The organism is uncultured Tateyamaria sp. (assembly GCF_947496075.1).
GTDB lineage: Bacteria > Pseudomonadota > Alphaproteobacteria > Rhodobacterales > Rhodobacteraceae > Tateyamaria.
Genome location: NZ_CANMBJ010000007.1, coordinates 91,426 through 103,494, shown reverse-complemented (window position 1 = coordinate 103,494; position 12,069 = coordinate 91,426). Strand labels below are relative to the sequence as shown.

Sequence of the window (12,069 nt, the reverse complement as noted above, 5' to 3'; positions counted from 1 at the left end):
GTTTGCAGGGCACCGTCGTCACAAACGAAATGTCGTTCGCAACCAGATCATCGGTAATCTTCTTGTCTATGGTCATGTTTCGGAGGTGCCTTTCTTGAAGGGGAAGGAGCGCGCCGTCATGAGGGCGCGCGATGCACATGGACAGCGCAACTGGCGTGCCGCACAACGCGGGCGGCCGTTGAGCCAAGGAAATAATCGCTGAGACCGGGTTTGTGAGATCCCATCACAATGCAATCGACGCCATTCGCCTCCGCATAGTCGATGATTGTGCGCGCGGAATGGCCCTTGACGATCACGGGTGTGACACCCGGCTGTCCAGACAGTTTGTCTTCCAAACCGGCCCGCGCTTTTTCAAACCCGGCGGCAACAGTTTCTTCGTCCAGATACGCACTGACAGAGCCTTGGGGGGCCTCATGAACGTGAAGGGCGAAAACCTGAGCATCTTTTGCACGCAGCGCGTTGGCAATCTCAAGCGTGTGGGTCGACACGCCATGGTCCAGCGCCATCGGCACGAGGATTTTATGATACATGCAGTGTCTCCATTTTGTTGGTTATCATGGATGTCAGGCCCACGGATTGAGGATGATCTTGGGCGCCGCAACCGCTCCTGACCGCAGATCGGCAAATGCCTGCGGTCCATCATCCAGGCTGCGGTGTTCTGCCCAGTCCAACAGGCCGAGCGATCCATCGAAAATCGCGGCGCACGTATCACGGAAGTCCTGCGGCGTGTAGGTGTAGGTTCCGATGAACGTCACCTCCTGCAAGGTCATCCGCCGGATGTCGAGGCCACCTGTATCTTCTCCCAACCCAACGTGAACGATCACACCACCCGGCTCAGCCAAAGCAGAGGCTGCCGCGCGTGTCGCAGCGTATCCGACGGCGTCGATCACGATGCCATACTGACCTGTCCCCGCGGGGACACTTACCTCATCACATTGATTTTCAAGGAAAAGGCGTCGTGCGTCATTGGGCTCCGCAATTGTGACGTCGTTTAGCCCTTGGGCTTTCAAAGCCAGCGAAGCGGCCAGTCCGATGGCGCCGCCACCAAGAACCAACGCCGTTCTGGATGCGTCCGGATCAAGGGCCACCAGGCCCAAACGGACGGAATGCCAGCTGACGGCCAAAGGTTCAGCCAAGGCCGCCTTCTGCAATGGGACGTGATCCGGAACAAGGATGAGATTATCGTCTTGCATCGCCAAGTATTGTGCAAAGGCCCCTTCGCGCGGCGGCATGGAAATGATCATGCGATCCGGACACAGATTATCGCGGCCCGTTCGGCATGCAGTACAGGTGCCACAGCTGACCAGCGGGTTGATCGTAACCCTTTCACCGTCACGCGCACCGCCTTCAATCACACCTGCAGCCTCATGGCCCAGGATCAGAGGCGCGGGACGCCTGTCGTCATGTCCGAGATAAGCGTGCATGTCGGACCCGCAGATGCCGGAGGCCTCGACACGAACCAGCGAATGGCCTTGGCCGACCTCCGGGCGCAGGACGTCGCGCACGCCAAGCGTTTCTACACCTTCATAAACCAACGCTTTCATTTTGCTGTGAACCCTCCATCGACCATCAGCGTTTGCCCGGTCACGTAGCCGGAGGCGTCAGAACAGAGAAACAACATCGGGCCATCAATATCTTCCAGAAGCCCATTTCGGTTGATGCAGGTCTGGGCAGCATTGCGCTTGGCCCGGTCCGGGTCGGAAAACACGGCCTTGGTCAGTTCAGTTGGGAAAAACCCGGGCCCGATTGCGTTGGCCGTTATTCCATCTGCAGACCACGCTTCGGCCATGGCGCGGGTCAACTGGGCAATGCCTGCCTTGGTCGTGCCGTAAGCGATGCCGCCGGGAAAGGCGCGCGTGGTTTGGAGTGACGCGAAGTTCACAATCCGCCCCCACCCTTTGGCCTTCATCGCGGGAACCAGCGCCTGGCTCAGGAAGAACGGGGCCGAGATGTTCAGTGCCACGGTCTGATCCCAACCTTCGGGAGTCACGTCGTCCGCCGCCTGCCGGGTGTTGATACCGGCGGCGTGCACGATAATGTCAGGCGCGCCGAATGGTGCACTGATCACTTCGACAATGCGCGGGACTGCGTCCCGGTCTGCGACATCCGCTGTAACGTAGTCGCAGCTTGCGCCGATCTCGTCCTGCAAATCCCGTAGTGCCTCTGCACGACGGGCCACGCCCACCACACGTGCACCGGCCCCGGCCAGTGCGATGGCCGCGCGCCGACCAAGGCCAGAACTGGCCCCGGTCACACAGGCCACACGCCCGGTCAGGTCAAAAAGGGATCGTGGATCAGCCATTGGCGGTCAGGTCGAACGCTTCATCGGGGAAGTACTTGGCCAGACGGACATCAGCCGCACGGGCGTGCCCTTCCATCCCTTCAAGCCGGGAAATACGCGCTGTGGCTTCGGCCACCTGCTTCGCACCTTCGCGTGTGGCACGCTGCCATGTGACGATTTTCATGTACTTGTGAACCGACAAGCCGCCGGTGTAATTTGCGGCCCCCGACGTGGGCAGCACGTGATTGGTGCCCGTTGCCTTGTCGCCGTAGGACACAGTGGTCTCTTCCCCAAGGAAGAGTGAGCCATAGCAGGTCAGCCGGTCGAGCCACCAATCCAGGTCCTCGGCCTGCACGGTCAGGTGCTCGGGTGCGTAATCATCAGAACAGGCCGCCATTTCCTCGCGATCTGAACAGACGATCACTTCGGCATAGTCGCGCCAGGCGGCGAAAGCATTGTCGCGGTTGATCTCTGGCAGATCGTCGATCAGGCCCGGTACAAGCTCCATCACTTTTTCGGCCAAGGCCCGGTCATCCGTGACCAACCAGACGGGCGAATTGTAGCCGTGTTCGGCTTGGCTGACCAAGTCGGTCGCCACGATATGCGCGTCGGCGGTTGTATCCGCCAGGATCAGGCTGTCGGTTGGGCCTGCGATCATGTCGATGCCCACGCGGCCAAACAGGATACGCTTGGCTTCGGCCACAAATTGGTTGCCGGGGCCGACAAGGATGTTCGCTTTGGGCAGACCAAAGAGGCCAAAGGTCATCGCGGCTACGCCCTGCACGCCACCCAAGGCCATGATCTTGTCCGCGCCACATAGGTGCGCGGCATAGACAATGGCCGGCGCAACACCGACGCCCGGACGCGGTGGTGAACACGCGGTGATATGGCCACAGCCCGCAACCTTGGCCGTTGTCACTGTCATTATGGCTGACGCAATGTGACTGTAGCGGCCGCCGGGCACGTAGCAGCCGGCGGCATCGACAGGGATCGCCTTTTGGCCCGCGATCATGCCCGGTACGATTTCAACCTCGACATCGGATACGGTTGCCTTCTGCGCTTTGGCAAACCGTTTGACGTTATCGTGCGCGAACTGAATGTCTGCCTTCAGCTTGTCAGGCACAAGCGCCGCCGCCGCATCAATCTCTTCCGCGGTCAAAAGGACATTGCCCTCGTACCGGTCGAATTTTGCGGCGTACTCCATAGCTTTTGCGTCTCCGCCCTCCTCTATGTCGGCCAGGATCGTCTTGACCGTTTCGTGGACTTCGGACGCATCGGACTTGGCGGTCAGGGTCGCTTTTTTCAGATATTCTCGTTTCATTATAACGGGGTCCTACTTGTAGATTTCAGGCAGGAACGTGGTCGAGATCGCCGGCACGTAGGCAATCAGCAACACGACCAAGAACATGCAAAGAACGAAGGGAACGGCCCGGGCAGCGATCTTGAGGATGGATTCCCCGGTGATGCCCGACACCACGAAAAGGTTGAGGCCCAAGGGAGGCGTGATGAAGCCGACGCCAAGGGCGGTGATCATCATGATACAGAACTGGATTTCGTTCATGCCGATGTTGTCCGCGAGCGGTTTGAGGATCGGTGCGAGGATCACGATGTTCGGCGTTGTTTCCATCACGCAGCCGGCGGCGATCAGGATCCCGATCATTAGCAGGATCAGCAGCCATGGTTCGTCCGTCAAACCCATCACCGATGTCACGAAACCTTGCGGCACGCCCATGATCGCAAGGGCTTCGGCCAATGGCGCTGAAAAGGCGATGATGGGCAGGATCACACCGTTCACTTTTGCCGAGCTGACCAGCATGGCCGGGAAATCGGCCAGTGTGAGCGTGCGGAGGATGAAACCCATGATGATCGTTACAACGACCGCCGTGGCACCCGCCTCGGTTGGTGTCAGGCGGCCTGAGAAGATGCCGTAGAAGATGATGCCGGGTACGATGAACGCGTACCAGCCGGATTTCAGGGCGCGGCCCAAGTTGCCCAGCCATTCGGCCATGGTCATCTGGCCGCCGCCTTCATAGGCGTAGATACGGTTCACGATCAGGTTCGTGATCAGGATCGACAACAGGATTGCGATGCCCGGGATCAAGGCCGCGAGGAACAGGGTTGACGCGGATATCCCCAGCACGAGGCCGATGATAATATAGGCAATGGACGGTGGGATCAGGATGCCGGTACACGCACCTGCCGCCACCAGTGCGCAGGCGTATGGGCGCGGATACCCGCTTTCCACCAAGCGCGCGATGGTCATGCGCCCAACCGCCGCCGCTCCCGCGGCGTCAGAGCCGGAAATGGCCGCGAACATACCGCAGACGAGGACCGTGGCAGACCCGAACCCGCCCTTGGTAAAGCAGGTCAGTGCCTCGGCCACATCAAGGAATTTTCGACTGAGCCCGGTTCGGACCAGTACGTCACCCGTCAGAATGAACAGAGGCACGGCCGTCAGGGCAAAGGCATCAATACCGGTGAACAGTTTTTCGCCGACAAGGCTCAGGGGCAGATCACCGGACATCACCAGCATCAGGATGGCTGACGTTCCAATCGCCGCCCACACAGGCACCGCCAGAGCAATCAGCGAGACGAATATGATGACGGGCAGGTAGAAGTCCCAGCCCAACTCAACAGTTTGATCAAAGGTTTGCCAAAGCATTCAAGTCATCCCTCAATCAAAGAGCGTGTCACCCTCGAAAACGGGTTTGCCCGTTCTGAGGGAATGGATGTCGCGCAGCAGGGATTGGATCAGCCGCCATATGATCAGGGCGAACCCCAGCGGAACCGCCATCAGAAACCACACTTTGGAGATGCGCAGGCCGTCCGTGACCGAACCGAATTTGGCGGACACATGCACAGCCTCGTAGGACCAGTAGAGGGCAATCACGGCGACACCGAACATCACCAGATCGCCAAAGATGTACAGCAGGGCCTTGGGCCGCGGCCCAAGATAGTGCATCAGCACGTCGATGCGGATGTGCGCGCGTTCTTTTACGGCTGCGGCGGCACCAATCCATGCAAGATAGATGAAGGAGTACCGCACGATCTCTTCCCCCCAGATCGAAGAGAACGAGAAGATTTCGCGGCGCAGCACTTCGATCGCCATGGTGATGACGAGCATCACGTAGAAGACCAGAAGCAACCAGCGCTCGGCATCGCGGTCAATTCGGCGCAAAAAATCCATGTGAGAACCTGCTGACTTGCCGAGCAAAACGCACCGCGCTGACGCGTTCGGGCTTTGCTAAGGCGGGAAAGAAAGTATCACCGGGCGCGCAGAGCGGCACGCCCGGCGCGGCAGTTACGCGTCGTGGACGTAGTATTTGCCTTGGGTGCCTGCGGCTTCTTCCATCTTGGCAAAGTTGTCCATGGAACCGGCCAGATCGACCTTGAACTCGTCCCATTCGGACCGCTGGTAGCCACCTGCGGCTTTCCACTCGGCCAGTTGATCTTCGTTCAGCGAATGGAACTCAACCCCTGCCTTGACCAATTCGGCCATGGCATAGGCGCGGGCCGATGGCACTTTGGCCAGGTTCTGGTGCGCGGTCATCTCGGAACCCCACATAATGCCTTCCTGCACGTCGGCTGGCATCGAGTTGAACCATTCGAGGTTGCAAGAGTAGACTTGGCTGTCCGGCACAGCCTGCGTGAAGGTGACGTGGCTGAGGATGTCCTTGAAGCCAAACACCTCCAGAGCGCCAACCGACGGATCCAGCGCGTCCGCAACGCCTTGCTTGATGGCCGAAGGTGTTTCGCCCCATGCCACTGGCGTTGGGTTGGCACCGACCATGCGGTAATACTGTTGCAGCATTTTGGAACCGGGCACGCGGAACTTGACGCCTTCCAGATCGGATGGCGTGATCACCGCACCAGCGCCGCCTTTGCGGACCGCAACAACACGCGGGTCGATGTTGACGTAGAACAGCGCCTTGAAGCCGTTTTCCTCGACCTTTGGCTCGACCGTGTCCTTCCAGAACTGCGAGTTGACGAGGTTCGTGAAGCGCTGGTTGGACCCGCACAGATACGGCATGTTGATCAGGTCAACGGTCGATGCAAACGGCGCAAAGTTGGACAATGAATGCTGTGCTGCCTGGATCGTGCCGCCTTGCACGGCCTGCACCAGCGCACCGCCTGCTCCCAACTGACCGCCCGGCGCGAGTTTGACATAGACCTTGCCATTGGTGGCGTTCTGAATGTTTTCTTTCAGGTCCAGCTGCATGATCGGGTAACCGCGCGATGCGCCCACGGGATAGGCTGTTGCCAGAACCATCACATGATCTGCTGCCGCTTCGCGTGCGCGCTCTTCGCTGGCACTTTGCGCTGCGGCTTCAGTAGACCACAGCGTCCCCGCGGCACCCGCGACCATGGCCGCCGTAAAGCCGCCCGTTGCCGTCAATTTCAGAAAATTCCGGCGTGCCGCCGACGCAAGGTCCTTGCAATCTTTGTCCATGATGTGTCCTCCCAGAAGGTCGTTAGCTGCCGTTCTTGTTGTTTCGGTCAGCCTCTTTTTGAAGAATGGCGACGACAAATAATATCGACGCAGCAAACAGAACCAGCATTTCGCCCACGTCCCCCAGGAATGCGCTTGCCGCAAAGGCCCCCAGTGCGACATTGACGAAGTAGACGACAAAGACGATCAGCGAGGCGGCAAGGAACATAAAACAGGACCCGATAAAGTTGCGGTTCTGAATGGCATTGTAAGCGCTTACATTTGATTCTTGCAAGCGCTTACATTTGAAATGAACTTTTTGACTTTCTGGAAGTTTGCGTTCAAGAAATTCGAAACAAGATACAGGCTGGCGATGTCCCGAATTCGAACGGTTCCAACACTTGAAGATGTTGCCAGAAAGGCAGGGGTTTCAACGGCGACGGTATCGCGCTGCCTGAACTCTCCTGAGCGGGTTGTGGAACAGAAACGGGTCAAGGTCATGCAAGCCGTCGAAGAGCTAGGCTATACGCCGAATTTCGGCGCACGTGCCATGGCGGCGAAAAACACGTTCACAATCGGCGCTATCATTCCGACCATGGACAATGCGATCTTTGCCCGAGGGCTTCAGGCCTTTCAGGAAGAGTTGCACACGCAAGGATACATGCTGCTTGTCGCGAGCAGCTCGTACCGCCCCGAGATCGAGGCAGAGCAGATCCGCTCCCTTGTTGCACGTGGGGCGGATGGATTGCTTTTGATCGGTTACACCCGCGATCCCGAAATCTATAGCTATCTACGGCAACGTGAGATACCCACCCTGATTGCGTGGGCCTACCGGAATAATGCAGAACAAGCCTGCATCGGGTTTGACAACCGAAAATCCATGCGAATGCTGGCAAACAAGGTCATCTCGATGGGTCACCGGGACATTGCTGTCATTTCCGGTGTAGTCGAGGGGAACGATAGGGCTGAAGGACGCCTGCAAGGCATCTTGGACGGGTTGCGGGAGAATGGGCTCGACCCGAAGAAAACACCGATTATCGAAACACCCTACGAGATCGAAAATGGCGCCATGGCTTTTGAACAGTTTATGCAGAACAACACGCGTCCAACGGTTGTCATGTGTGGCAACGACGTTTTGGCTGCGGGTGCCTTGCGTCGCGCTCAAGAGATGAACTTATCAGTGCCGGAGGACATTTCGATAACCGGCTTCGACGACATCGAACTCGCGCGAATTCTTACGCCTTCCCTGACGACGGTGCATGTCCCGCACCGCGAAATGGGACGACGCGCAGCTGTTGAATTGGTAAAAATGGTGAAGATGGACAGCCCAGGCGTGTCCGAACAATTGGAAAGCTCGCTGAAAATGCGCGGGTCTCTCAAAGCCCTTGGTTGACGCTGCGGGGCCAGCGAAAAGTTCGGCTCTGATTTCACTAGGCAACCCGTTCGAAATCTCTTTGCTTCACCCAGAGCGGCAGTATTCAAACAGTCTTTTTGGTTTGGTTTGCAAATTGCCCGGCAATGGTCACATCAGACAAATATTTGTGACTTAAGGTACGACTAAGCCTTCGCTCCGACCTACCCTCACCGGGAGCAGATTGCATAAACGAGCGCCTTGACACCAGGTGCACATAATAGCTGTGATTGAGGGGCGCTCTGTCGCTTCTGCGGAAACAAACCTGGAGGCGTTGGCAGATCTCAGTCTGCTCACGATTGAGACAGTTGTGAAACACTGCCACAAGAAGAAACTCAAAAAGTGGTTTGCACGGCCCGCACCAATCGTGATCGACGAGGATCCGATCCCGCTTCAACGAACGAGCACGCTGAACCGCGGTCGGCGGCACAAGTGTTCCCGGACCCGCCGAAACGCCGCCCTGCAAAGCTGCATCCAACGCAGCGAGCTGACTGCGTGCAGCGGACGTTAAATTCACATCGCGACATCGGCATCGAAACGCAGCCGCCACTCGGTCACTTTGCCCCGGCTGTGACCAACTCATCCGCGACCAGCGACACGAAACCATGGACCCCGTGTCTCGCTGCCTTGGAGTCGCCGCTGACGGCCAGGATGTCGCTGGCCATCGCCTGCACGACCTGATGCTTCGAGCCTTTCTTGTAAATCGCCATACCGAGTTTCTTGAGATCTTTCTTCGCGCCGTTCTTCAGCTTGAAGCCCTTGATGATCGAATTCCAATTCGCCTTGCCTATGGCTTGCTCGTTGAAGTTGTAGTATCTGATGGCGTGAACGTCGTAATACTCCATTGCGGCTTCGAAATCGGCCATGCTCGCTCCCGCCGGGATTTCTCCGGCATCGACCATGACCTTGTAGAGTCTTTCGCCTTCCTTTTTGGCGGCAAGGACACCTTTGCTGTGAAACATCGTCGTGATGCCCCTCAGTTTACTGGCGTTCTTTGCCAGGACCTTGCCAAAATCGAAATGCCCGTACTTGGAGATGAACTTTGCAAGTGCCTTGGCGAAATCGGCAACACGTTCTTCCTTGAGCACATGAACGACCCTGAGACTGCTGACGATGCTTCGGATCTGATGACGGACGGCGGTTTTATTACCCATTCGGTTGTCGTCAAGCGCCTGTTTCATCGCCTCGTAGAATTTAGGCTTGTATGCCCCCAGTTTGCGTTCGTTTATCTTCTGTGAATCTAGAAACGCATCAATACGTGCTTGGTCTTTCTTGCTCATGCGAAAATCCTCTAACGTAGGGTGATTGTTTCTGTAGGTGCCGGCGAAAGCCCAAACGGTTCATTGAAGGTCTTGTTCAGGCCTTTTCTTGCCCCGATAAAACAGTTCTCTAGCGAAAAGGCGGCCTACACCAATGTTCGCAATTACTCATTTGGGTATCGTCGGGGCGGGCCTAGATCGCGAAAACGTTCATTGGTCGGCAGCGCACCATCTCGCACTCCGGACTCGAAGCACGAATTCGCTGCGATCCGCATGACGGTCAGCTTTCCGGCTTTTTAAGAATTTGGGTCAGTTTTTGATGTGAAGGTCAAATTTGTATAACGTTCCACAGTGGGGAACGACACATGGTTTTGCCATTTTCGGGAAGGTGAGCGACTGATTTTAAACAGGAATTTTGAGAACCTAAGCAGCAAATTTACCTTTTGCGGCTTATAGATCTTCCACTCAGCACATCGGTCTAGATTTCTAAATCCGCCACTATTCTTTTGTTTGATCGCCCTCAGCGGCGCGCATCGCATCCAAAGTCCTCAAAATGTCCGCCAGATCTTTCTTAATTCGCTTGAGGTATTCATTCGTCATAGCCTCGTTGCATCCAGCACGCTCTAGGACGACGGCAAGTACCGTGTCTGAATGCCTCTTCAGTTCGATCAGATGTTCGGCCGTTAATCCGTAAGAGCCAGATAGCCAACTCCTAGTCGTTCGTTGGCTGGCTACATTCCATCGCATAGTTGCCTTTGCTGCCCGGCCAGCGCCGCCAACTGTATTCTGGGTTGACGGCGCACTGGGAGCGATCACAGGATTACCAGCTATTGTAGCCTAGGTATTTACCCGACATTTCAACCTTGACCCGGTCACCTTTGGGGTTCGCGACGCGGGTGACAGACATGTCAAAGTCGATAGCCGACATGATGCCGTCACCGAATTTCTCCTGGATCAGCGCTTTGAGCGTGGGGCCATACACACCGACGATTTCGTAAAAACGGTAGATGCAAGGATCGGTCGGTACGGCCTGTTCCCAGATTTTGGTAGGACTCTCGCCTAGAATGCTGGCGGCTTCCTGTGGCAGCCCCATCACGGACACCATCAGCTCAGCTTTTTCCGGGGGGAAGGCGTTCATGCCCATGGCGGCGGAATGTGTCCACACAGGAGACATGTCAATCCTTTCGGCGATCTCTTCCCATGTCAGACCAGCCTGCTTTTTGGCGGACAGGATCATCGCGGTCACATCCTCTTTGGTCATTTCGGTCATTTCAACTGTATCCCTCATCTTACAATCCTAACTCTGTCAGTCCGGGGTGATCGTCCGGCCGGAGCGTGCCCTCAGGCCAATGAAACAAGCGGTCTTCATCCGCGATGGGCACATCATTGATCGAGGCATGGCGCACGGCCATGTACCCCAGATCATCGAATTCCCAATTCTCGTTGCCATGTGCGCGAAACCACTGCCCGCTGGCATCATGCCATTCATAGCAAAAGCGCACGGCGATCCTGTGGCTATCATGAGCCCAGATTTCCTTGATCAGGCGGTAGCCTGTTTCGGTCGCCCATTTGCGGGTCAAAAACTCCTGCACTTCGGCGCGTCCCTTGGGGAATTCGGAGCGGTTGCGCCATCTGGTGTCCACCGTATAGGCTTGGGCGACCTTAACTGGGTCACGCGTGTTCCAGGCATTTTCGGCCATTCGGACCTTTTGCACCGCCTCATCGTAGGAAAATGGCGGCAGTGGCGTGCGCGGACGGGTATCGCTCATCCCCCTACCCTTCGACAGCGCGCAAGATCGGAGCGGCGGGTTCGGGGTCTTCGCTATCGGTGTCCTCGATCAGGTCGATGCGAACGGTTTCTGGGCTGCTGGGTCCCGCGTCGCCGGGCTGTCCCGCCAACTCGGCTGAGCGTTGGCCAAGGAACTGCACCAGATGGTTGCGGATGGCATAGTAGTTCGGGTGCTCCACAATGCTGGTGCGATTACGCGGGCGTGGGATCGTGATCTCAACACTCTCGGCCACCTGTGCCATTGGCCCGTTGGTCATCAACAGGATGCGATCCGCCAACAAAATCGCCTCGTCAATGTCGTGAGTGATCATGAACACGGTCTGGTCCGTGTCACTCCAAACCTTGATCAACTCGTCCTGAATGGTGCCCCGTGTCAGCGCGTCCAGCGCGCCAAAGGGTTCATCCAGAAGCAGCAGTTTCGGCTCGTTGGCAAAGGCACGCGCGATGGACACGCGCTGGCGCATGCCCCCCGACAACTGGCTAGGTTTGCGGTGGATCGTGTCGCCGGTCAGGCCCACCTTAGCCAGAAAGGCGGTCGAATGCTCGATCACCTTGTCCTTGCTCCACTGCGGAAAGCGGGCGGCAACGCCAAAGGTCACGTTCTTCAGGGCGCTCAGCCACGGCAGAAGCGAATAGTTCTGGAACACCACACCCCGGTCCAGGCTGGGGCCGGACACATGTGCTCCGTCCATCTTGACGACGCCCGAGGTGGGATCGGCCAGCCCTGCAAGGATGTTCATGATGGTTGACTTGCCGCAGCCCGAATGCCCGAGGATGCATACAAACTCGCCCTTTTCGATGCCAAAGGTGGCATTCTCGAAAACGGTGAACTCGCCCCCCAGCCCGTCCGGGTATGTCTGGGTCAGCTGTTCGATACTGAGAAAGGGTTTAACCACGAAA

The 12,069-nt window shown here is 57.3% G+C and carries 13 protein-coding genes and 1 pseudogene; 1 reads left to right on the top strand and 13 read right to left on the bottom strand.

From position 1 onward, the window contains the following. The 9 genes and pseudogenes from Q1A51_RS23260 to Q1A51_RS23220 all read right to left on the bottom strand — a co-directional run. Positions 1-76: pseudogene (locus Q1A51_RS23260) on the bottom strand (sulfopyruvate decarboxylase subunit alpha); the annotation flags it as partial. Positions 77-116: 40 nt separating this feature from the next. Further along, positions 117-530, bottom strand: coding sequence for a universal stress protein (locus Q1A51_RS23255; RefSeq protein WP_299606198.1), 414 nt, complete (start codon positions 528-530; stop codon positions 117-119). A gap of 33 nt (positions 531-563) precedes the next feature. Next, positions 564-1,544, bottom strand: coding sequence for an alcohol dehydrogenase catalytic domain-containing protein (locus Q1A51_RS23250; RefSeq protein ID WP_299606195.1), 981 nt, complete (start codon positions 1,542-1,544; stop codon positions 564-566). Beyond that, entirely contained in the window at positions 1,541-2,302 is a 762-nt protein-coding gene (locus Q1A51_RS23245) for an SDR family oxidoreductase (RefSeq protein WP_299606192.1), read from the bottom strand. The genes Q1A51_RS23250 and Q1A51_RS23245 overlap by 4 nt, the downstream gene beginning before the upstream one ends. Beyond that, the gene (gene hisD / locus Q1A51_RS23240; protein ID WP_299606190.1) at positions 2,295-3,602 is read right to left on the bottom strand and encodes a histidinol dehydrogenase; all 1,308 of its coding nucleotides are present in this window, start codon (positions 3,600-3,602) and stop codon (positions 2,295-2,297) included. The genes Q1A51_RS23245 and hisD overlap by 8 nt, the downstream gene beginning before the upstream one ends. A 12-nt stretch (positions 3,603-3,614) precedes the next feature. Then, positions 3,615-4,943 (bottom strand): TRAP transporter large permease, encoded by a 1,329-nt coding sequence (locus tag Q1A51_RS23235; protein WP_299606188.1) that lies wholly within the window; start codon positions 4,941-4,943, stop codon positions 3,615-3,617. Positions 4,944-4,955: 12 nt separating this feature from the next. Beyond that, entirely contained in the window at positions 4,956-5,468 is a 513-nt protein-coding gene (locus Q1A51_RS23230) for a TRAP transporter small permease (protein WP_299606186.1), read from the bottom strand. Between the two features lie 114 nt (positions 5,469-5,582). Beyond that, positions 5,583-6,731, bottom strand: a complete 1,149-nt coding sequence (locus Q1A51_RS23225) for a TRAP transporter substrate-binding protein (protein ID WP_299606184.1) — start codon at positions 6,729-6,731, stop codon at positions 5,583-5,585. Between the two features lie 22 nt (positions 6,732-6,753). Beyond that, complete coding sequence (locus Q1A51_RS23220; protein WP_299606182.1) at positions 6,754-6,939, bottom strand: hypothetical protein; 186 nt, start codon at positions 6,937-6,939, stop codon at positions 6,754-6,756. Positions 6,940-7,083: 144 nt separating this feature from the next. On the opposite strand from Q1A51_RS23220, the gene Q1A51_RS23215 reads away from it, so the two are divergent. Beyond that, a complete protein-coding gene (locus tag Q1A51_RS23215) occupies positions 7,084-8,103 on the top strand; it encodes a LacI family DNA-binding transcriptional regulator (protein ID WP_299606204.1) in 1,020 nt (339 codons plus the stop codon). Between the two features lie 572 nt (positions 8,104-8,675). Here the strand turns inward: Q1A51_RS23215 and Q1A51_RS23210 are convergent. The 4 genes from Q1A51_RS23210 to Q1A51_RS23195 all read right to left on the bottom strand — a co-directional run bounded on the left by Q1A51_RS23210 (position 8,676) and on the right by Q1A51_RS23195 (position 12,065). Next, a complete protein-coding gene (locus tag Q1A51_RS23210) occupies positions 8,676-9,401 on the bottom strand; it encodes a hypothetical protein (RefSeq protein WP_299606180.1) in 726 nt (241 codons plus the stop codon). Positions 9,402-10,200: 799 nt separating this feature from the next. Then, the gene (gene cynS / locus Q1A51_RS23205) at positions 10,201-10,650 is read right to left on the bottom strand and encodes a cyanase (protein ID WP_366870330.1); all 450 of its coding nucleotides are present in this window, start codon (positions 10,648-10,650) and stop codon (positions 10,201-10,203) included. Between the two features lie 19 nt (positions 10,651-10,669). Beyond that, positions 10,670-11,149: a nuclear transport factor 2 family protein gene (locus Q1A51_RS23200; protein WP_299606174.1), complete on the bottom strand. Its 480-nt coding sequence runs from the start codon at positions 11,147-11,149 to the stop codon at positions 10,670-10,672. Positions 11,150-11,153: 4 nt separating this feature from the next. Then, positions 11,154-12,065 carry an ABC transporter ATP-binding protein gene (locus Q1A51_RS23195; RefSeq protein ID WP_299606172.1) on the bottom strand — a complete coding sequence of 304 codons (912 nt, stop codon included), beginning with the start codon at positions 12,063-12,065 and terminating at the stop codon, positions 11,154-11,156. Positions 12,066-12,069 lie beyond the last annotated feature (4 nt).